Source organism: Planctopirus limnophila DSM 3776 (genome assembly GCF_000092105.1).
Taxonomy (GTDB): Bacteria; Planctomycetota; Planctomycetia; order Planctomycetales; family Planctomycetaceae; genus Planctopirus; species Planctopirus limnophila.
In genome coordinates, this window is record NC_014148.1 from 4,081,984 (window position 1) to 4,104,208 (window position 22,225).

The window sequence follows — 22,225 nt, forward strand, 5'->3', positions numbered from 1 at the left end:
TATGGGCCTGCGAATCAGACGACTCCTAATGGCTGTGACGACTGCAAAGGGCAGGTTCGGCGCGACTATTCCCTTTGAAGATGGCCTGAATGTTCTTTGGGCTCCCAATACAAGCGGCAAATCAACAGCGATGATGTCGATCCTTTACGCTCTCGGTCTTGAGGGCATGCTTGGCCCCAGCCATCAGCCCCCACTGCCTGACGCGATGCGAACGCATGTCATGACCGGTACCAGCGAAATTCCGGTCGTGGAGTCGTTTGTCCGCATGGAGATAGAGAACAGCAAAGGCGAACGCATTACGGTTCAGCGTCAGGTCGAGTCGAGCAACCCCAAAGATTCCCGACAGCTTGTTCGTGTGCTGCTTGGCCCCTACATGACCAAGCCAGACGGTCAGTATGAGCGTCGCGACTTTTACGTTCGGACCGGACGTGCTGCTACGGACCCATCGGGATTTCACAGATTCCTGGCTGAGTTCATCGGATACATACTTCCGCAAATTCCTGCTGCGGACAATGAAACTGTCCCGCTGTACCTCGAATGTCTCTTTCCCTTTTTCTTCGTCGATCAAATGACTGGCTGGCGGGACATCAAGGCGAGAATGCCGACGTATCTCCGCATCATGGAGATGGGGAAGCGGAGTGCGGAATACGTGCTCAGTTTGGACATCTTGCGGCGGGCAATCGACAAGCAAGAGAATGAGCGAAAGCAGGCACAGTTGAAGGAAAAATGGACAACGACTGCCAGCAAAGCTAAAGCCGTTACCGCAGCCAGTCATGTTATAGTTCGTGGAATTCCCGAAGATCCTACAGCCACATGGCCTCCGACGCCTCCGCTTGAATTGCTCATCACCGATGGAACTAATTGGAAGTCTGTTCGGGATAGCATCAAGTCACTGCAAACGCGATTGAAGGAGATCGACGAGAAGGAAATTCCCCGTGCGGAACAGGTGGCTCAGTCGGCGATCGAAGACCTTCAAAGAACCGAAGAAGAACTGTCTCGTCTCACCAGCCGCCTAGAAGCGCTGACGCGGGACTTGATGGCTGAACGCGCTCACCGGGATTCGGTGTTCAAAAGACTCCAAGCACTCGCGGAGGATTACCGGAAGTATCAAGACGCGAAGAAGGTGGAGGATCGCGGTGGAAACATCCCGATTGAACTTGCCTCCGGAAACTGTCCGACCTGTCATCAACCAATCAAAGATGTTCTTCTGGAACAAGAGCATGCCAGTCCGCCAATGACCCTCGAAGAGAATATCCTCTTCATCAGAGATCAAATTGCGACATTCCGGGACATGTACGAAGATACGAAGGGGGTCGTCGAGGCCAAGGAACGGCAACTCGATGCAATTAGGCAGAAAATCTACGACACGAATTCGACAATGCGATCACTGAAGCACACGCTTCATTCCGGTGGTGAAGTTCCATCTGCCGCTGCGATTCAGGAGCGTCTGCTTCTCGAACAGTCGGCAATCTCGCTTCAAAACGTGTCCGACAACTTCGCGGAATTTGACACCGTCTTCGAGAATCTCGCCAACGAGTGGGCAGAGATTCAATCTCGATTGAAGTCATTGGCGAAAATCGGCCTCACGGACATGGATGAAATGAAAATCGCATACCTTCAAACGATGTTTGTCCAACAGCTCGAAGAGTATCAGTTCAGCAGTTTTCCGATTGATCAAATGAGCATCAGCAGAGAGAGCTATCGACCTGCGCGCAACGATTTTGATGTGGGTCTCACTTCCGCGAGCGACACAATCCGAATTATCTGGGCCTATCTCATCGGAATGCTCGAAGCGGACCGGAAGTTTCAGACAAACCACCTTGGAATGCTGGTGTTTGACGAGCCTCGCCAGCAAGGCACGAAGAAACTCAGTTTCGATGCCTTGCTAAAGCGTGCGTCGAAATGTGCAGAGTCAAAGCAGCAAGTGATCGTTGCGACAAGTGAAGACAAAGAAACACTCGATAGTATTATCAGAGACATTCCGTGCCACTATCTACAGTACCCTGGAAAGATACTGACGCCGATTCCCAAAAAGACATGACAAATACTCTGCAACGTATCCATTGCACATGGCCTGTCTTTTAGCAGGTCTGTTGCGATTGCAGCGGGTTGAAAGCGCGATGGCGTTGGGCAAGTCTGATGGATTATGGCATTCGATCTCAACTCACGTGAAGAACACGTCTCAACATGGGCGCTCCTGACTTTAGAGCCAAAACAATCTACCTCTTGGTCTATCGCAGGGTGGCCCCGGTTGAAATTCTGATTTCTACCGGTGTGGTTAAGCCTCAAGAGGTTTTGTTTCCCGTCAACAATTGTTTCGCACCGTGCGGTTTTAGGGCATGAAACTTAGCGGACGATCTGCTTAGGAACGTGATCTCCTTTTTCCGTGTCTGCAGACAAACAACCACACTGGCCGTCATAAAAGTATTAATACCGGGCGAGGTCGCCGGCGGCTTGGAGGCCGAGGTTGGCGACGACTTCCTGCGCGCCAGTTACCATGAATTTCAGCTCGCTGCCCACAGCAATGAATTGCCAGCCGGCATCAATCCGCTTCTGAGCCTGCTCGACTGATTGAGTGTGAATGCCCACAGGCACGCCATGTTTTTGACCAGCCGCCAGTATCCGGCCGAGCATGACCTCAAACTCTTCTTGAGTCGCTTCGGTACCATCGGGAGCACGCATCTGCGCTGCGAGATCATTGGGGCCGACGAAAATCGCATCAACTCCCGGCAGCGAATAGATCGCGTCAGCATTAGCCACTCCTTCGGGGGATTCTGTCTGCAGGACGACGAGAATCTCATCATTGGCATGCTGGTAGTAATCGCCAGCACTGGTGCCGAAGTTCAGCGCATGCATCGAACCACCCACCGAACGATTTCCGGCAGGCGGATACTTGGCGGCAGCAATCGCAATTTTGGCTTCTTCCACAGTGTTGATCATGGGGACGACAATGCCATGTGCCCCCGCATCGAGCACCCGTTTGATGTAATCGTGATCGCCACGGGGAACTCGGGCCAGGCAAACGCCACCGGCATCGGCAATCGCCCCAAACAAAAGCCCGGCACTATCCCACCCGATGGGCGAATGTTCCAGATCGACCGTCAACCAGTGAAAGCCACTGCGGGCCATTAAACGAGCGGCGAAGACGTTCCCTAAAGAAAGCCATGTGCCAATTTGTGGCTCGCCATTGGCCAAAGCACGTTTGACAGGGTTCTTCCACATCGGGTTACCTTCGTTACAGGGGATCAATGATGATCGTCACAGTGAGATTCGTAAGCCTGCAGGATACATTGCCGACAGGGATGATCAAAGCCGCTGGGCGAGCTATCATCGAGAAGAGAAACGCGATTCTCCAGCATGATGGATGGGAAATGACGGAAGCCAGTGGTTTGCCTTTTGAAGAGACTCCACCATCTTCCACTGATTCGGAAGCGATGGGTGGCTTTGTGGCCGTTGCCAAAGTGGGAACGATTCCGGAAGGCCAGGGGCGTTCGTTTGTGGTGGCTGGCCGACAGATTGCGATTTTTTGCCGGGCTGGCGAATACTTCGCCACCAGTGACTTTTGCCCCCACATGGGAGCACCGATTGCGGACGGCTATGTGGATGTCGATGGCGGCGTGGTTTGCCCCTGGCATGCCTGGAAGTTCCGCCTGAGCGATGGCTGCTGGCTCGATAATCCCAAGTCCAAAACCCGGCTTGAATGCTTTCCCGTGCGGATACACGAAGGAAATATTGAAATCGCCATTCCCCAGACGGCGACCACCCCTCACGATGAGTGAACCAATACCGTAAAGGATCACTTTTGATTTCAGCAGAATTTGGAGAATCAGGAAGTCGATTCTGGTGCCAGATTGTGATCGATGAGATCAGCGGGCAGATGACATGCCACGAATGCTGCTATTTAAGAACATATCTCATGTGGAGACGCCAACCCACCTGCAGTCTCCCGGTGCAGGATATCCGTGGAACATACTGGGATGCGGGGTATTGGGGTCAAACATGGTACAAGGAACCGTTTCTGGTCATTGTCACGCAACAAGGCCGAATCCATATGCCTGCTCGAGCACGCGGCTTTAGTGAGCTTCAGAACTATTTACAGCAGCTTCCTGTTTCAGAATCCGCTCTGCGCTGGTACGACTATCCATTCGCGCAAACGATACTTCTGTTGCTGCTGATATTCCCTTTAGGGTTGATCATAGCCATACTTATTGCCAGTGGGTTGGGTCGTTGATTCCAATCGAGGCTACGTCAATTGATCAATAACGAGTAGCGTGCGGTCATCAGAAGCCGGAGCGTGATGCGTGAACACATCGACCGCAGTCAGGATGGCATTGCGAAGTTCTTCGGGTGTCCCCTGCACCTGACGAATGAGGTCGTCCAGTCGCTCCATGCCAAAGAGTTCAAATTGCGGATCAGCGGCTTCGACAATACCGTCGGTATAGATGACGAGTCGATCTCCTTCCTGCAGTTCTAAACTGGCGTTCGGCCATGTTAAATCGGGAGCAATTCCCAAGGGTAGCGAGGTGGCATTTTCGAGAGAGATGATTTCGCCAGTTCGCGCGCGCCAGAGCCGGGGCGGATTGTGCCCTGCCGATGAATACTCAATGCACCTGGTGCGCGGATGATAGATGCCGAAAAAAGCTGTGATAAAGTGATTGGATTCGAGTGTGTACCGGCTCGTCAGGTGGTCATTGAGATGAGCCAGGAGTTCACTGGGCTCTGTCGGTGGGCCGGCAAGCATGTGGGCAATGCAATGAGTTAAAGCCATCATCACAGCCGAAGGTGTGCCGTGACCACTGACATCGGCCACAAGGATGCCCATTGAGTCATCGGGATAATTGAAGAAATCGTAATAGTCGCCACCGGCCTGGCGGGATGTCTGGTAGTGAGCCGAGACTTCGAGGCCAGCCCTGCGTGGAAGTTCCTTGGGGAGCATGGATCTTTGAATGTCGGCGACCACCTGAAGTTCGCGTTCGACCTGCTGATAGGCCGCCTCAAGTTGCTCGGCCAAGACCAGATTTTGTGTCGCCTGCCCGAAGAGATTGGCCATCCAGACACGTTCGGGAAGTTCATCGGGCGAGAAGCCATGGGGCTCGCCATTCGAGAGCACCACCATATTCTGAGCCGTTCCTTTATCGAACAGGGGAATCGCCATGATGCTGCGCTGGCCACTCAGGAATTCATAAGAGGGGTCATCTTGCGAGATATGACAATCATTGAGAATTTGTGGCTCATCGGCCCAGATGAGTTCTGCGAGGAGACCGCCTTTCAAATGTGGCAGCTTTTCGGGCTCCTTCCACGGATTGACTTCATGCTGCCAGCCACTGAAGCGAGTGACACGTACCTGGCCTGGCGGCAGATCTCGTCTCGAAAGAGAAATACGCCGCATGCTGGGCATGAGTTCAACCATCCGGCGACCGTAGGCGCGAACCATGGCCTGAGGATCGTGTTGCAGACTCATCTCGCGCATCATGTCGACGATCGTGCGCAAACGTTCCTGCCACTCCTGAGGAGCACCAGGAAAAATCTGATTCAAAGGAGTCGCCACAACACACCTTTCCCGCAAGCTGGCCATTCATCGCTGAGTGTCCAGCAGTGATCCATCACAGTTCATCCTGCCGATTAGATAGCATGCGCAATTTTGCAGCGAACGTCATGGGATTGACGCCAGAAATGTCTGAAAGGGCAGTTGAGCCGGTGATGGTCGGGTATCGACAGATGGCCTTGAAAATCAAGGCTTGGCGACTTTATTGGGTGCAATCAGCGCCTCCGGCTGAAGCAGATGGAAGTAATGCCCATGGTCGGCTGTGACGATGACCAGCGACTCTTCCCAGTTACTGTGTTTTTCCACCCAGTCGGTAATGACGCGAACTGCGTTATCGCCACTTTCGATGGCTCCAATCGAGTTGTCGAGATTGTTGTCGTGATTGGCCCAATCGACATCTCCCGCTTCGACCATTAACCAGAAAGGTTTCTTCTTTGCTTCGAGCACCACGAGAGCGGCTTCCGTCATCTGTGCGAGCGTGGGGTTCTCGGAGAGATCGGCCCGTGTGTACTTTTCGGCCGAGCCGGAACGTCCCGGGGCCGGTTTGAAATCTCCATTGGCTGTGGCAAAGGGGAGATGCCCTTTGTAAGCACCGACACCATAGATACCGAACAGGCGTTCGTTCTTTTCTGCCGCCAGTCGAGCCATTTCCATCAGGTGACTGGCGCCATCGATGCCTGGCAGACGTTCGGCCACTCGGTACTTTCCACCATGAGTGACATCGATGGTTTGTTTGTCGGCATCAGTCAGATAGAGGTTTCCCGGAACAAAATTTTTCCCCTGGGCAGAGGCTTGTTTGGCATCTGTCCCGGCTCCACCGCCAATAACGACATCCATCCCAGGTAATGGTGCCTGAGGATGTGCAATCGAAGGTAAACCGACCAGATCACGCGTGAGATCCTGATAGTCGTCGCGGTCAACATTATGTGCGTAAGCACAGGCGGGTGTGGCATGTGGGACGGGAACGCTGGTGACGACACCGACACTCCAGCCGAGCCTCTGTTGCTGATGGACGATCGTTTCAAACTGGCTGCCATCAGGATAGACGTTGACGGCGTTATTATAGGTTTTTTTACCGGCAGTCATGCTCGATGCTGAGCTGGAAGAATCAGTGTAAGCGTGCTTGACTCGTTTATCAGAAGCACTGGCAATGGGATACTTCGGGTCTGCAGCAATCGACCAGGGAAATTCGCCGCCACGGGTGACGTCGTAGCCTCCCAGCATTTTTCCGCCGGGGTTTTTGACCGTTTGCAGATCGACATCGACCTGAGTCCCCTCGTTATGAGGGCTGGTGACCATGTAGCCGAATCCGGTTGTTCCGCCGGCTGTGTAATCCTGGAAATGAAAGCCTGTTCCGCGGCCCTCTTTGTAGGCCACCTTTTGATTGCGATCGATGGACGCATTCCACGTCGATTGCCAATCCATGCCATCGAAGACCACGAGAAAGATATACTTTTTCCCGGCTTGTGCGGCGGCCTTCTGGAGGTCGTACAGATTGGTCTGATCGCAATAGCTGGCCTGGGGATTCACTGTCGCTTCAGGAAGAAAACCATAGATCTTCCGCAGAGCGTCGGCGGATCGATAAGGGCTGTTTTCTCCCATGTAGGCGGCGAGTTCTGTCGGGGCCGGCTTCTGCCCAGCCTGAGTTTGAAGTGGACGCGTGCCGAACGTGTAGATCGGGATCAACCGATTCGAGTGACTGCCCCACTGTGTGTATTCTTCAGGCTTGTAGCCCCAATGACCAAAATCGGCCTGATTGCGGCCAATCGCCATGGTCTGCAGTTCGCGAATATGATCATTTCGGGCTGGTTCTTCACCGGCTGCCCAAAGAATGGTTCCCGTCATCAGCAGCATCAACAGGCACAGCTTGGAAAGATTATGGATCGAATTCGGTCTGGTCATGAGGCTATTCCAACTTCTTCCAGAAATTGCTGTGCTTCGAGAGAATCTCTGTGCTTCGAGAGAATCTCTGTGCTTCCAAAAAATCACAGTGCGAATGGTCGCAACTGGCCTTCGTCGCCACTCCCCGTTACCTGCCGCCAAGCGGCAACCGGCAGGATCAAACATACTGGCTTTTATCTCTGGGCAAACCATTGATGGATTTGATCGTTTGCGACAAATCTTTAGGTGCTACTGAGAGTGACAAGGAGTCTGGCAGGCCGCAAGTGAAAGGGCTGGAACAGACCCGGCTACATCAAAATTTCGCAGAGTCAGCGTTTCGTCATTCGGCCCGAAAACTACAGCTTGTATGACAGGATCCACAGGACGGCAAAGGCCAGGAGCATGGCGGTCAGAATGGTGACGCACAAACGAAAAGCCCGACGGAGAATGACATCAGGGAGCTCATAACGGCTCGCGCTATAAACGAGGCTGATGACCATCGCCAGTGGGAGGAGATACCAGGTGGGAACAATTTCGGCGAGCAGCATGAGTCTACCTCGTTCAACCGTCAGCATGACAAAACAGTCAAAGATTTCCTACCCGACGAACAACCGAAACATCCCAGAGCTTCATGTCGAGACGGCATCTCGCTTGGTCGTCCTGAGAACTGGCGACAGGCCAGTCAGGTTTTGAGAACGGCTTGAGGTGGTTTGGCAGTTCGACTTTCAGAACTCGTGGCTGAGTTTCCACTGGTCGCTTCCGTCGCAATTGTCGCTGAAGAACTCTCTGCCGATGGAGCAGGTCGTGGCTGTTCATCACCAAAGCCATAAGCCGGCCCTTCGACACAATCCCAGATCGCGAAAAGATTGAGTAAACCGGCGATCAATGTGAAAACAACTGCCATATCATATTTCGCGCCTAGACGCCGATAGACATCGTTCAGACTTGGCTGATCAGGTGGTGCTTCAAACGAATCCATGAATGATCTGGGAGTGCTGCCAATCAGTAGCCTCTGCAGGTCGGGATGATCGTTCGGATTGCGACCAATGCTGACTTCAAGCGTTCTGCCAGAACCTCCTCCAATCTGGGGAGCCAATAGAAACCGGCTGCCACCCAGAGGCAGATCGACCTGACGATCTCCCACCGTTCCTACAAAGCGGCCGCCCAGTTCATAGCTGAAGGCCGTTCGCTCGGACGTAATGGTTAAAGTTCCTTTGGCAGGGCCACCCACACCTTCTCTGCCTGGGCCAATAGCTTTCAACTCACCTTCGAAAGGAAGTGTGAGTGTGCCGGAAATCGATGAAAGTTCGAGTGGTCGATTGGCGGGCTGTGCGGCACGCAGCCCCTGAAAGTAAGCGGGAAGAGCCACAGCACCTGTCAACAGTTGCGTGGCATACCAGACTGTGGGCAGGCGGGTGTCGGCTTTATGGTACACGACCATGCCATCGCCAAGTTTCATACCACCCAGAAATGTGCCCAGAATACAGAAAAAGTAAATCGTCCCCTTGAACCACCGCCCCTGATAAAAATGACCAGCGCCGGGGATGAGAAAGGCCAGCACGCCGGCAATCCACGGGTTGGCCTCTAACCAGAGCGCGCGATGCGGCTCCATGGCCATTTCTGGAGAGGCGGCATTCGTTTTCGATTCGGTCATCTCTTCCCTGCCAGCAGAACAGCGGAACATGAGCACAGTTTGAACACAGGAGAAGCCCGGGCTCGTGCCAATCGCAGTTTAAACATCCACTGACGATCTGACCAGCAGAGTCTGAAACTTGGCTCGACTGGCTGGCCAGCCTCGCTTTCGTTCAAGTTCAATTCCCTGAATGATCACCGCTGTTGAGGTTCATCCATCAAGCTTCAATTTCCCATTTCCCGATTGTCGGTTTCCCCTGCGTGTATTAGCTTTTTCGAGAATCGTCCCGTCACGAGACGCAGACAATTCCTGTACCATCAGAATTCAACTGATGTGGATGGGCCACTTCGGTCTCAGGCCTTGACCCACCAGAAAGACCATGATCATGCTCCAGCTCTTGAGAACTCTCTGCTTCGGTATGGCCTGCACCTCAACAGATCTGAGTCACTCCCGACTTGTGATAGGGTGCCTGACTTCTTTACTGGCGTGCTGTCTCAGTTTCATGACCAGCAATGCGGCTGTGGCTCAAACAGAATTGATCCTGAAGTTCAAAGCGGGTGATGTGTATCAGCAGAAGGTGACGACGAGCACAATCACTGGTGGAGTGGTAGCCGAAAAGCCGGTGAAGACGACGCTTCAACAGGAAATGCTGATCACGACAAAAGTAGAGGCAGTTACAGAAAGCGGAGCTGGCAAGCTGAGTCAGGTGATTGACCAGATCACCTTGGATATCGACCTTCCGAATGGAAAATCGGTCGCTTACGATTCGAACCAGAAAGAGTTTTCTGATCCACTGCTGACTGCCTTACATAAGACACTGGGATTACTGGATGGCGCCAAGTTCCAGTTCACGGTCTCACCTCGGGGAGAATTCAGTGATTTTGTCATCCCGCCAGAGTTAGCTCAAATCGCCAAGGCTCAACCGCAGGGGTTGATGGGAGACAGCCTGTCGGAAGCGAGTCTACGCCGGATGTTTGAAGATACGAGTGTTTCACTTCCCCAGGGGCCCATTAACAAGGGGGCCACATGGAACCGAAAAACAAATGTAAAACTTCCGATTGGCGAGATTGTCAGTCATCTCACATTCACTTACGAAGGGCCTGAGAACGAGACTTTGGAGCGAATTGCCGTCGGTGGTGATATCGAGATGACACCGGCAGAAAAGTCACCTTTGGCAGTGACATTGAACTCGAAGAAGCTTTCGGGAGTGGTGCTGTTCGACAAAGTGGCGGGGCGGGTTGAATCGAATCAGATCAAACAAGTCCTGGAAGTGACTGTCGCCGCCGGTGGTCAGACGAATGACATTACGATCGAGAGTGAAGTGAAAACCAAGCTGCTCCCGGCCGCCAAAGAGTAGTTTTAGGACTGGCTCGTTTCGATCTGACAGCGACAAATCATTCGATGTGCCATGTATAGTATTTCTGCATCTATGTATATAGATTTCAGGATTTAATCACGCTCCTTGGTATGGGGTGGCTGGGGCCACACGTCTTCGCGAACCCCCCAGTTCTTGCCGAAAATCACTGGGGGTTCGAAGACTCAACCCCAGCCACCCTCCGCGCAGTCGTTTCTTGGAATCCGTATTAGATGTGTTTAATAGTGAGGCGGCTTTTCGTCGATGGGCGCGTCTGCATCGGGGAATTCCAGAGCACGGACTTTGCCTTCGAGCAGAGTAACCTGCCGATGGGCCGCTTTCAGTTCGCGTTGCATGGCAATGAGGACCTCATGCATCTGTTCGACATCATGCTGCAGATGGGCCAGTGCCATTTCGACAGCCATGAGTCGATCTTCGGGGGATGGTCCATCGGCCATAAAGTGATCTCGCGTCGAGGGCAGGCTCAAGAGTTTCTCAGTCAGGCAGCCTCATGCATGCCGCTTTGAGAAATGAACTCTACAGTAAACTTTAGCGGAGAGCATCGAGTGCCCGAAGCCTCAGTGCTGAAATCGCAGGAAGAAACCCGCCAATGAGGCCCATCACCATGGCCAGCATCAGTCCTGAAATCAGCGTAGCACCATCGACAGTCAGTTCCAGAACGACCGATTTTCCACCGCCACCGCTCCCTGAGACGACACTGTTGGCTGTCCAGCCATCGGCGAACAAGCCAATCAAACAACCCAGCAGCCCTCCGAACAGTGCCAGGAGCAGCGATTCCAGCACAAACGAGACAAGGATGTGCCTGCGCTTGAAGCCCATAAGTTGCAGGACACCGATATCTTTGATTCGCTGAGAGACAGCCGCATACATGGTGTTCATCACGCCAAAGCTGCCACCAATCGCCATGATGCATGCCACAATAATAATGGCATATAGAAACTGCTCATTTGTCTGCGACAGCTTCTTGTAATACTCCGATTCAACTTCGGCACTTAATTGTGCTTTGGTATATTCGGTATTAAAGAATTCCTTGAGTTTTTGAGCACTGGCGTTGTCAGCCGTCCGCGCGACCATGGTCGTGTAGCGTTCTTTACCGAACATCGGGCCGACGACACTCTGTTTACTCCAGATCTCTGAATCGAATGATGAACCAGTCCGCTTAAGAATCCCGGTGACATACCACACGCGGTTATTCAGTTCAAAACGGTCGCCGACAACGAATTCTTTGCGGGAACGGCCGTCAATCGTGCCTCGATCTCGCCCCATTTCCGTGGCCATGCCAGCTCCCATCACCACCTCGACGAGTGGAGCCGCATTCACATCATCCGGGTCAGGGCGAATCCCGGCTTCCGAAAACCATTCACCAGAATCGAGAGTCATGCCATGCACTCGACCAGCCATGACAGGATCGACGAGGCCACGGATCTGTAGAAAGCGGCGTTTCGTTTTCCCTTCAGGTTGCGGAACACTCTGGGCGGCGAGGAGATACGTTTCGCAACTGACCAGAGGCTGTTCGCCATCCTTCAAGATCCCCGGTTGATTGGCAATATCGTTGGAATCGGCCATGGCGAGACTGCTGAAGGCTTCATCCAAGGCACCTTCAGCCAGAATCAGCACGTTGCCGGGCTGACCACTGGTTTCCGTCAGGCGGTACATGCCATTCACAAAAGCCTGCATGACTGTCAACAGGCCAATGACCATAGTAAAGGCCATGGCCGAGAGGAGCGTATTCCTCCAGCGCACGACCATATTCAACACGTTGTACATGACCGGGACGCGATTGATCACCAGCAGAATTGCCAGGAATGAACCCATACCCCAGACAGTAAAGGCCAGCCAGGCTGGCAGCCTCCAGGAATCGACGATTGCGAATGTCAGTCCAGTATTAATCATGATGATCCGCAGGCAATCACTTCTTTATTGAACAGTCTCTTCAATAGCCACTATGTCAATTAATAGAATTTATTAAGTGACGCGACTGAAGATTTCCGAAACTTTGACACTGCAGGCTGACCAGGCAGGAATCAGACTCCCCAGGAGGGCGGTGCCAGCACCCATTAATGTACCAACAAATATGGCACTGACAGGGACATCAAAAGTGGGTAGAAATCCAATTTTGAAGGGCAAACCACCCAGCCCGTAATTCACAAAGGCGTAGGTTGCGGTGGCACTGAAGAAGCCGGCCACGACACCTACTAATAAAGCCTCACCCAGCACCAGCAGGAGAATCTGATAAGGTTGAAAACCGAGCACTTTCATGACAGCGAACTCCTGTTGCCGCTCGCGCACGCTGATGCTGATCGAGTTCGCGATGACTAACGCCAAAGTGGCCATACATGCCGGTGCCAGGAGATAGCGGGCCCCCCATAACAGATCGCGATAACCTTCGAGAAAGTTGCCGATGCCGGAAGAGGCGGTCTCGACTTTGACTGCTGGTGCAGAAAATTCAGGAGCCTCGGCAATTTGATTAGCGACCTCATTGAAGGCATCGCGAGTCGGGACACGCAGCCAGACAAGGTTCAACGATTTGTCTGCCAGAGGATGAGGCTTACCTTTATCACGCTGATACTGATCGAGTGCCGAATTCAGGTAGTCACGACGAAAAGTGGTCGATTCATCATATCGGCCTTGAGGGAAAGTTCCTACGATTTCAAATTCGAGAGAAATATCTTTATAATTACGGCTATAGAGTTTAAAGCGGTCGCCGACCTTTTTATTCAGCTTCTTCATCCGGCTCTGGCCGAGAATGATCCCCTGCTTATTCTGCTTGAGTTTCTCGACGGCCGCCGCGAGATTTTTATAGTCACTGGAATCGGGCGAAAGCTCATCGAGTTCATCCATCATGGTGAGAACTTTTTCAGGTTCCATCACGAAGGCAAAGATGAAAGAGTTGAAATCGCGACTCGATTGATCCGCTTCGAGTGAACCGAGAAAAAAGGCCCAGGACATATAATCGGTCGGTCGAGTATCTGTCTCATTTTTGGCAGCACCCTGGGCCAGACCAGCGACATATCGGTATGGCAACTGGCTGGGAATCTGCCACTTCTCGGTCGCAATCAGCTTGAGATTCGCACTTTTTTCCGTCGTGATTCGATCAAGGTTATCGAGGACGGTGTAGACGAGCGTGACGACCAGTACGAGGGCGACGGTCCCCAGTGCGGTTAATAAAGTGCGCAAGGGATTCCGGAACGTATTGTCCAGCACCAGCCATGCCAGCCGTAATGTTAAACCCATATTGTTATTCGCTTGATCCGGTCATTTTCATCCGCATCATCGGGAGCAAGTTTCAAACCCCGGCGATGAAAACACGATCGTTGTTTTTCTAGTTATCTACCGAGCAGTTGCCAAAATATCTTATTCTGATGCCTGATGCCTGATGCCTGAAGTCTGAAGTCTGAAGTCTGAAGTCTGAAATAATCCACAGGGCTTAATGAACACCGGAAAAGGTGTGGGCTCCATAAACTTCATCGACGAGTTTCCCCTTCTCGAGATGTAAAGTGCGATCGGCCCGGGCAGCGGCTTTCGGGTCGTGGGTCACCATGACAATGGTTTTGTTCAGCGAGCTTTTTAAAGCGACGAGTAAGGCAAGAATTTCGTCGGCCGCTTTACTGTCGAGATCGCCCGTCGGTTCGTCCGCCACAATCAGGGCGGGATCGGTAACGAGCGCCCGGGCAATTCCCACGCGCTGCTGTTGACCGCCGGAAAGTTGACCGGGGCGATGATGCATACGATCCGAGAGATTCACAATGTTCAGCGCCATTTCGACCTGCTGCCGGCGCTGGGCGGCTGTCATCGGGAGCAGTAAAAGTGGCAACTCCACATTGCGATATGCGGAGAGGACAGGGAGCAGGTGATAGAACTGGAACACGAAGCCGATGTTCCGTGTGCGCCACAGGGCGAGTTTGCCTTCGGAGAGGCGGGAGATCGGCTCACCACGCACTGTCACTTCGCCCGATGTCGGTCGATCCAGACCGGCAATCAAGTTGAGAAGTGTGGTTTTGCCTGAGCCTGAGGGGCCCATTAAGGCCAGAAACTCGCCTTCCGGGACGCGCAAAGAGAGTTCATCCAGCACATGAACTTCTTCACTTCCGCGACGAAACGATTTGGCGACATGATCAACGATGACACAATCTGTCCGGGAAGCCACCACGCGTATGTTCCTGCAGCAGAATCTGTTTTAATATCCGGGTGATTTTAGGACGGTTTGATTCGCGGCGTTCTCTGTCAGAAAGCTCTCAATGGCAAGCAATGCCATAACTAAGTTTGCTTAAGGACAGAGTACCGATCGAACATCATGGGTTACGAGAATTCTCTGAAAATTGATACCAAATCAATGGGAGAAGTTCTGCGGTGCCATGGAAAGTCATCATGAAGACGTCTGAGTATCTGTGAATCGATGGACATTTGTGTTGGTTTTTGAGATTTTGTTAAGAAATTGATGACCATACGCCCAGCGCGAGTAATTCTGGGAACTTTTCCCTCGAAATGATCTTCCATGTGAAATCAGTGGTTGAGACAGGTGGGCAGAGTCAGGTCTATTCGGACAATCAAGTTCCGGCCTGCCTCCGCTTTGGGTCAAATGTCATATCAACCTTTCTCGATTTGTACCGCAAAAGGTGTTTCATGAGTTTCTGGATCAGACCTCGCGGTTCGCACCATCCAGGCCCTGTCCGCCACAAGCCCGGCATGGGCATTCACTGGATGATCCTGTGCTCTTTGACACTCTCGATCATTTCGGGATGTGGGCAAAGCCCATCCAGCAGCCAGACTCCCGAGCAGGTGACATCGAATGCAAGCTCTGCTTCCACTGAACCCACTGCGAATGCCACCACAGCCGCACAGCCTCAGGCAGTTGCCAACTGGCTCGAAAATCCTCAGGCCATCGACTTGTCCGGGCGGTATGGGCGTCGATTGCAGATCGTCTGGAAAGACGCCACTCGCGATCCCATGGAGGGCGATGACGACGACGACTCGATGGCAGATCGCGATGTGACGTCCCCAATTGATCCAGCAGACGCGAACGATCCCCTGATGGCCGAGAATTTGCCAGCGGGCTCGTCACAGGTCACCACAGGTAAAGACAACGCTTTTGGTGCTGCCAACGAAGAGAAACCTGACGATGCCAGCGTGAGCCAATCGTCTCAGGCCGATTGGTATGTGCTGATTGACGGTGAGCCCGTGCGAGACGAGACCGGGATCCTGTTGTCGATCCCTTGTGAAGTCCGTGTCCCTCCTGGTCCTCATGAAGTGACTTTGGCTCAGCCGGGAATGGTTGATCTATCGAAAAAAGTGGAGATCCGGCAGGATCGCAAAGTCAGTTTCGAACGACCCGAGAAGCCGGTGCGTGGAGCCTCTTCGCTTTCGGGGCCACTCTTTGACCTGGCAAGAGGCGAGTTCCTTCCACTCGATGAACTCAACACTGCCGGGAAAGAGTACGACCCCTGGCTTTCTGCTGATGGACTCACGCTGGTCTTTGCCGGTGATCGAGCGGAAGGCCGAGGCGTTTACCTGGCGACACGTCCCACAAGATACCATGCCTTCTCGCCTGCCGAGTTAATTGAAATTACACGGTCGGGCGAATTCGTGGCCACGCCCGTCCTCTCACCGGATGGGTTGAGTTTGATCTATGTGCACCCCGCCCGCACGCGGATCTGGCTGCTGGAACGCAATTCCGTCGATGATCCCTTTGTCAAACGGACAGCTCTTAGGAGCATCGATCAACCGGGGTTCGAATGGATCGGGGCTCAACTGATGTTCCCAGAGGCCATTTCACAGACACCGCAATTCAAAGCTTCGGCAAACTTCCAGTTAGCTTGGATCGAACGTAACGCCGCAGGTCAACAGCAGGTTTTTGTCGCCGAAGGGCCGAGTCTGGGGAGTTTGTCCAAAGCCCAGGGCAAAGCGATCATTTTACCCGGAGACCGGCCCTGGTTTACCGCTTCGACGGATCGTCAATTCAGTCTCGATGGTCATGTTCTGCAGAGGTGGATTCGTGAACAATCTCTTGGGCCGGTCGCCTCGGCACTCTATGGAAATCCATCGCCCATTGGAGAATTTCCCGCTGGATTTCCTCCTCCACTCGCCAACGAACGATCGCTGTTTATTACCGATGATGAGCAGTGGGCTGTCGCTGCCGTCACATCCGCAGCCAGCGAAGCCACACTACAACAACAGCCGGGCGATCTCATGCTGCTTCGTCTCTCTGATGGCCCGCAATGGGGTTGGAAATTCCAGGGGCGCAGTCTGAAGCCAATCCCCTCCACCGAGACCACACCGCCGACATTAGTCGCTGATCAGTCAGCCTCGAAAGTCATGAATGCAGAAGACCGTTCATCACCAGCCACGACGAATCCATCAACTCCCGTTCGTGAGGAGATGGATCCCTCCGTGAAGACGAACGCCGATCCCGCAGCGACCGTCGCGAACCAGCCTGTGCAACCAGTGGAAGTTCAAACGGCCTATTCGACCTATGAGAAATCTCTGGCTGAGTTTCGCAAGGCTCTGGAAGCTCGAAATTATGAACAGGCGGCACAAATCCTCCAGCAGCGGCGAGAAACTTCGTTTGCGACCGCATTGAATCCACTGACAGAACTCGACCTGGCCTGGCTGAAAACACTCAATGAGTTTCAGGTCATGGTGAACGATGGTGTTCGCCAGCTGGAGCCCGGCACCACAGTACGCGTCGGTTCTGCCAAGCTGGAGTTGATTGGTCTCAAAGAGGGTGTTCTGAGTTTGAAGTCGCGACTGAAGACCATTGAAAAACCTTTGTGGGAAATGTCGACGGGCGATCTGCTGGCACTGGCCGAATCTCTGCCGGGTGGGACGAATCAGGCATCCGCGCTGAAGACGCTCGCTTTCGTAAAGGCAGATCCTGTTCTTCCAGCACGAGTCATCGAATTGTGGCTGGGCCGTGCGGGCCCCGGCGGACAGGATTTTCTCGAAGCGTTCAGCACTCGCGAACTTGAAGAAGGCCGCCTGGCTCTGGCCGAAAATCGGTTAAGCAGTGCGATCGAGCATTTTGGCAAGACGATTGCCGCCGGGCCGGAAAGACCCGCCGCACAGGCAGCCGAAAAGGAAAAAGCCCAGCTCTATGATCGCACTCGCTGGAAGATTGTCGGCAAGCGTGACTGGGCTCGCGGCCCTGACGGTGAATGGAGTGCTGATGCCCGGCGGATCGACGGGGCTTATCTCGTTTCCGAAAGTGATTACGAAAACTTCGTATGCGAGTTTGAATGGAAAGCCGATCAACCCGGTGCACAGGGTGGGCTTTACTTTCATTATGCCGGTGAAGGAAACCCCTTTGAATTTGGCTATAAAATCCATCTTGCTGGCGACATGGATCAGCAGGGAATGGATCAATATTCAACGGGTGCCCTCTTTGGATCGGATGCACCCAAAAAGAAGGTCGCCAAAAAGAATGCTTGGAACCGCTTCCGTTTGACAGTCGTCGGCCCTAAGACGACTGTCCAGATCAACGATGAAGTCGTGCTCGAAACCGATGTGCCTGTTTCCAAAAGCGAACCTCGTGGTTATCTGGCAATCGACGGAGTGGGTGGCGCCTTCCGCTATCGCAAGATTCTGGTTTATGAACCGAGCAACTCTCCAGCTGCCAAGCCTCAAAACTAGATCCGTTCTTGAAGTCCAGCACTGACTGAGGTGCATTTGCGACTTTTCGCCCGATCCCACTGCGCTGACACGGGAAACTCTGGCGACGCTCTCCTCACACTCAAAACATCCGTAACGGCGATCGCTTCATCTTCCATTCAGGTTCTTCTGATACACCTTCCCAAGAGACCTGTTACCTGCCGAGCTTGAGCATCCACAGAAACAATGCTCAGGTCTTGATCAGTCGCCGGTTTCAGCATGAATCGAGAGCCAATCCTCGGGGAAGATGAATAGCGGGGTGTGAGATGCGGACGATGGTTGTCGGGAGCGTTCTATTATTGGTGATTGCCATCGCGATTGAATCGGTCTGGCCACAGACGGGTGATCGCGCTCCGGAAAATGGCCCACCCCAAAATGGCCCCCGAGAAAATGGCCCAGGGGGCGGCTTTCCACCCTTCGGCCCTCCGGGCGGATTCCCTGGCTTTGGCGGACCACCCGGCTTCGGCGGCCCGCCCGGAGGTGGACAGGAACGCAAGCTGCTCTCGAAATTCGATGCTGACAAAGACGGCAAGCTGAATCTCGCAGAGCGACAACTGGCTCGAAAAGAATCCGCTCAGGGAAGTGCTGGCTTCGGCGGTCCCAGAGGGCCTCGCGGCGGTATGCCTGGCATGGGAGCCAATCGTACGCCACAAGCAGGGAAGAAAATCCTGCCCGAGAATGTGACGTCAGCCGGTGATACTGATCTGTACGATCCGTCGATCGTCCGGACAATATTTCTGAACTTTGAAGGCAAAGACTGGGAAACAGAACTCTCGGACTTTCACAACACGGATGTCGAAGTTCCCGCCATGATGCAGGTTGATGGTAAAGACTACCCCGACGTCGGCGTCAGCTTCCGCGGCATGTCATCCTACGGTATGGTGCCAGCCGGCTTTAAGCGGTCATTCAATGTTTCCATCGATGCCTTTAACGACCAGCAAAAGCTCGGCGGCTACAAAACGCTGAATTTACTTAACTGCAATGGCGACACTTCATTTTTAAGAGGTTTTGTCTACTCTCAGATCGCCACGGAAATGATCCCCGTCCCTCGCGTGAACTTTGTTCGTGTCGTTGTAAATCACGAAGACTGGGGTGTCTTTGCAAACGTCGAACAATTCAACAAAGATTTTATCAAAAGACACTTTGAGAACAGCAATGGCTATCGGTGGAAGGTTCCAGGAAGTCCTATGGGTCGCGGTGGGCTGGAGTATTTAGGGGATGATACCAACGCCTACAAGCGAATTTACGAGATCAAAAGTAAAGATACTCCTGAGGCCTGGGAGCGATTGATTTCTTTATGCCGCATTCTGAATGAGACACCTGCGGAGCAACTGGTCGAAAAGCTGGAGCCAGTCCTCGATATTGATGAGACCCTGACGTTTCTGGCGCTGGATGTCGCGCTCTGCAATAGTGATGGCTACTGGACTCGCGCGAGTGATTACAGTCTCTACTGCACACCCGAAGGGAAATTTACACTGGTTCCGCACGACTTCAATGAGATCTTTCAATCGGGTGGCCCTGGCGGCCCACCAGGTGGCGGACCGCCGGGTGGATTTGGGCCCCCATCATTTGGTTTTCCTCCATTTGGTCCACCACCCGAAGGCCAACCCCCATTCGGACCGCCGGGTGGTGCACCCAATGGATTCGGGCCACCTCCCAATGGGAATAGCACTCCTCCTCAGGGACGAGTTGCCGGTAATCCCAATGGCCCTCCTCAAGGGCCGGGTGGCGGGCAAAATCCGCGGGGTGGCCCAAGACGAGGCCCCGGTGGTGGTGGGCCTGGTGGCGGTGGTCCCGGTGGCGGTGGGCCAGGTCATGGTGGGCCGACACTCGATCCTCTGGTTGGGCTCAACGATTCGACAAAGCCACTGCGCAGTAAACTCCTTGCTGTTCCAGAACTCAAGGCTCGCTATCTGAAGTATGTCGGACAGATTGCCGATCAGTACCTGGCAGCCGAATTCCTCAAACCTCGGATGCAGCAGGAGTTTGAACTGATTTCACCACTGGTGGCTCAGGATCAGAAGAAGCTCTTCACCACAGCCGACTTTGTGCGCGAGTCGAAGTTTATTGAGATTCAGAACTCCTCAGAAAATGCTCGCTCGACGCTGTGGGATCAGATTCAGAAACGACGGGAGTTTCTGATGAAACACGCGGAAGTCCGAGCCGCCCTTGGCAAGCAGAACACCGATGGACGAACATCGGCGATCAAGAATCAGCGATCCTCCAACCGACAACCGGCTCCCTTGTCGTCAGCCCGTTAAAAGCTCGTGGCAATCTTTGGGTATGGAGTGTGATTGGTTTCCGCGATCACTTCTTGAACCGTTTGCTTATGTCGCACCTTGCACGGATTTCAATAAACAACTATTCGGCGGGTGGCTGGGGTTGAGTCTTCGAACCCCCAGCGATTTTCGGCATGAACTGGGGGTTCGCGAAGACGCTCAACCCCAGCCACCCCATACCAAGGAGCGCAGTTTATAGTTGAAATCCGTATTTCAACCGATTGATAGCAAAGGATGCCTTATGTATCTTGCGACAAACTCAGGTCATGATACGGACTGCGATGCAGTCTCGTTCCCTGTATCGTCAATTGGAGAGAGATCGCTGCCATCGTCTGATCGGCAGCCGAAGCTCCCGTTTTCGTTTCGTGAATTGACTCAAAAGCTGTTAACCTCTCCCGTCTCAGAAACGAAGTATCTCATTTCAAGATCGGTCGCTGATCTTGTTTCTGGATGGGCACAAGTTTATATGCAGCCCGACCAGCATGCTGATCCTGCATTAGGAGATGGCTACTGGGTGCGTACTTTATATCTCGATACGCCGGGGGCTGACATTTATCACCGCCGAGGGGTTGGTCGCAGCCGCAAATTCCGTATTCGAGGATATGGGAGCTCTCCTGAACTCTGGTTGGAAATGAAGTGGAAGCGGAAAGAAAAAGTCCGCAAGCGTCGTACCGTGATTCATCAGGATCAGCTGCCGTTGATCATGGCCAATTCATCTCAGGAGTATGATTGGTTTTCGAGTCGGATTGATCGCTACCAGTTACAACCCGCCTGCCAGATCACTTATCGGCGACAGGCTTATCTATGCCGGACATCGCACGGGGTCTATCGACTCACGCTTGATCGCGAGGCATTTTCACAGCCGCATGATGGCTGGAAGGCTCCTGTCGAAGCTGGAAACTGTCGGATTCTGAATGCGGAGAACGCCATACTGGAATTAAAGTATCAGGGCGACTTCCCACTCTTCTTCAGATCGCTCGTGGAATTAATTCCTCAAGTTCCCGGCTCGTATTCTAAGTATCGCCGGGCGATTTCCACTTTGATGGATCAATCCATGGGGGATTCTGCATGCCCGACTGGTTGACCGCTTTTTCGCTACCGTCGGCACCTCCTCAGGACTGGAAGACTATCGTAGCCTCGATGGTGCTATCGGTTCTCTTAGGGATGACGATTGGCCAGATCCACCGCTGGACACGTCCCCTTCACCCCGGGAGTGCCTCATTCCACGCGACTTTGGTCTTGATGACGATTCTGATTACGCTGGTCACTCAAGTCATCGGCGATAACGTCGCACGGGCCTTCAGTCTCGTGGGAGCGCTGTCGATCGTTCGCTTTCGCACTGTCGTCCGCGATACAAAAGATACAGCGTTCGTCATCTTCGCCGTCGTGATTGGTATGTGTGCCGGTGCGGAACGCGGCTGGCTGGCGATCGGAGGGACCATCCTCGTTGGTCTGGTCGCGGCCATTTATCGAGACCGTCCCTATAACCCTTCGACTTCACTGATCCGTTACCGGTTAATCCTGCGGATGGGGCTGGCACAAGAAGTGGAATCACAGGTGCATGCCCTGCTTCAGCAGGTTGCCCGGAGCTATGACCTCGAAAGTCTCAGTACCGTTCGTCAGGGGAGTGCGATGGAAACGACCTACTCGCTGCAATTGAACCGCGCGATCTCGCCGCGCGAGTTGCATACGCAGTTGAGCCGTATCGAAGGGATCCAGAGTGTCGAACTGACGGCATCCATCGACGAGGATCGTTGAAGAGTTGGCTTCCTCATTCACTGCTGCTGTTCATGGCCATCGGGTTAAAGGGAAAACCTGAAAAGCAATTTCCTGCTTGAACCCTATCCTGTCTGAGGGTTAGTCTGCGC

The 22,225-nt window shown here is 53.3% G+C and carries 17 protein-coding genes; 8 read left to right on the plus strand and 9 right to left on the minus strand.

Annotated features, from left to right (window positions below):
- Position 1: 1 nt before the first annotated feature.
- Positions 2-2,041, plus strand: a complete 2,040-nt coding sequence (locus PLIM_RS16210) for an ATP-binding protein (protein WP_013111400.1) — start codon at positions 2-4, stop codon at positions 2,039-2,041.
- A gap of 386 nt (positions 2,042-2,427) precedes the next feature.
- Here PLIM_RS16210 and PLIM_RS16215 read toward each other — a convergent pair whose 3' ends face one another.
- Positions 2,428-3,222 (minus strand): HpcH/HpaI aldolase family protein, encoded by a 795-nt coding sequence (locus tag PLIM_RS16215; protein ID WP_013111401.1) that lies wholly within the window; start codon positions 3,220-3,222, stop codon positions 2,428-2,430.
- Between the two features lie 26 nt (positions 3,223-3,248).
- On the opposite strand from PLIM_RS16215, the gene PLIM_RS24785 reads away from it, so the two are divergent.
- Positions 3,249-3,779, plus strand: a complete 531-nt coding sequence (locus PLIM_RS24785; RefSeq protein ID WP_230849328.1) for a Rieske (2Fe-2S) protein — start codon at positions 3,249-3,251, stop codon at positions 3,777-3,779.
- A gap of 23 nt (positions 3,780-3,802) precedes the next feature.
- Positions 3,803-4,231 carry a hypothetical protein gene (locus tag PLIM_RS16225; protein ID WP_013111403.1) on the plus strand — a complete coding sequence of 143 codons (429 nt, stop codon included), beginning with the start codon at positions 3,803-3,805 and terminating at the stop codon, positions 4,229-4,231.
- Positions 4,232-4,243: 12 nt separating this feature from the next.
- Here the strand turns inward: PLIM_RS16225 and PLIM_RS16230 are convergent, their stop codons facing one another.
- The 4 genes from PLIM_RS16230 to PLIM_RS23120 form a co-directional block, all read right to left on the minus strand.
- Positions 4,244-5,548 (minus strand): PP2C family protein-serine/threonine phosphatase, encoded by a 1,305-nt coding sequence (locus tag PLIM_RS16230; RefSeq protein ID WP_230849329.1) that lies wholly within the window; start codon positions 5,546-5,548, stop codon positions 4,244-4,246.
- A gap of 183 nt (positions 5,549-5,731) precedes the next feature.
- Entirely contained in the window at positions 5,732-7,447 is a 1,716-nt protein-coding gene (locus PLIM_RS16235) for an alkaline phosphatase (protein WP_013111405.1), read from the minus strand.
- A gap of 335 nt (positions 7,448-7,782) precedes the next feature.
- Positions 7,783-7,974, minus strand: a complete 192-nt coding sequence (locus PLIM_RS16240; protein ID WP_013111406.1) for a hypothetical protein — start codon at positions 7,972-7,974, stop codon at positions 7,783-7,785.
- A 134-nt stretch (positions 7,975-8,108) separates the two neighbouring features.
- Complete coding sequence (locus PLIM_RS23120) at positions 8,109-9,080, minus strand: TM2 domain-containing protein (protein ID WP_013111407.1); 972 nt, start codon at positions 9,078-9,080, stop codon at positions 8,109-8,111.
- A 364-nt stretch (positions 9,081-9,444) separates the two neighbouring features.
- Between PLIM_RS23120 and PLIM_RS16250 the strand changes: the two genes are divergently transcribed.
- The gene (locus tag PLIM_RS16250) at positions 9,445-10,416 is read left to right on the plus strand and encodes a DUF6263 family protein (RefSeq protein ID WP_196349463.1); all 972 of its coding nucleotides are present in this window, start codon (positions 9,445-9,447) and stop codon (positions 10,414-10,416) included.
- Positions 10,417-10,652: 236 nt separating this feature from the next.
- Here PLIM_RS16250 and PLIM_RS16255 read toward each other — a convergent pair whose 3' ends face one another.
- From PLIM_RS16255 to PLIM_RS16270, 4 genes are all read right to left on the minus strand, one after another.
- Positions 10,653-10,871: a SlyX family protein gene (locus tag PLIM_RS16255; RefSeq protein WP_013111409.1), complete on the minus strand. Its 219-nt coding sequence runs from the start codon at positions 10,869-10,871 to the stop codon at positions 10,653-10,655.
- A gap of 91 nt (positions 10,872-10,962) precedes the next feature.
- Complete coding sequence (locus tag PLIM_RS16260; RefSeq protein ID WP_013111410.1) at positions 10,963-12,327, minus strand: ABC transporter permease; 1,365 nt, start codon at positions 12,325-12,327, stop codon at positions 10,963-10,965.
- Between the two features lie 72 nt (positions 12,328-12,399).
- The gene (locus tag PLIM_RS16265) at positions 12,400-13,668 is read right to left on the minus strand and encodes an ABC transporter permease (protein ID WP_013111411.1); all 1,269 of its coding nucleotides are present in this window, start codon (positions 13,666-13,668) and stop codon (positions 12,400-12,402) included.
- Between the two features lie 193 nt (positions 13,669-13,861).
- Positions 13,862-14,584: an ABC transporter ATP-binding protein gene (locus PLIM_RS16270; protein ID WP_013111412.1), complete on the minus strand. Its 723-nt coding sequence runs from the start codon at positions 14,582-14,584 to the stop codon at positions 13,862-13,864.
- Positions 14,585-15,057: 473 nt separating this feature from the next.
- On the opposite strand from PLIM_RS16270, the gene PLIM_RS16275 reads away from it, so the two are divergent.
- The 4 genes from PLIM_RS16275 (at position 15,058) to PLIM_RS16290 (ending at position 22,115) form a co-directional block, all read left to right on the plus strand.
- Positions 15,058-18,060, plus strand: coding sequence for a family 16 glycoside hydrolase (locus PLIM_RS16275; protein ID WP_196349464.1), 3,003 nt, complete (start codon positions 15,058-15,060; stop codon positions 18,058-18,060).
- A gap of 284 nt (positions 18,061-18,344) precedes the next feature.
- Positions 18,345-20,339: a CotH kinase family protein gene (locus tag PLIM_RS16280; RefSeq protein ID WP_148227151.1), complete on the plus strand. Its 1,995-nt coding sequence runs from the start codon at positions 18,345-18,347 to the stop codon at positions 20,337-20,339.
- Positions 20,340-20,598: 259 nt separating this feature from the next.
- Positions 20,599-21,441 (plus strand): polyphosphate polymerase domain-containing protein, encoded by an 843-nt coding sequence (locus PLIM_RS16285; protein ID WP_013111415.1) that lies wholly within the window; start codon positions 20,599-20,601, stop codon positions 21,439-21,441.
- The gene (locus PLIM_RS16290) at positions 21,426-22,115 is read left to right on the plus strand and encodes a DUF4956 domain-containing protein (protein WP_013111416.1); all 690 of its coding nucleotides are present in this window, start codon (positions 21,426-21,428) and stop codon (positions 22,113-22,115) included. The genes PLIM_RS16285 and PLIM_RS16290 overlap by 16 nt, the downstream gene beginning before the upstream one ends.
- Positions 22,116-22,225 lie beyond the last annotated feature (110 nt).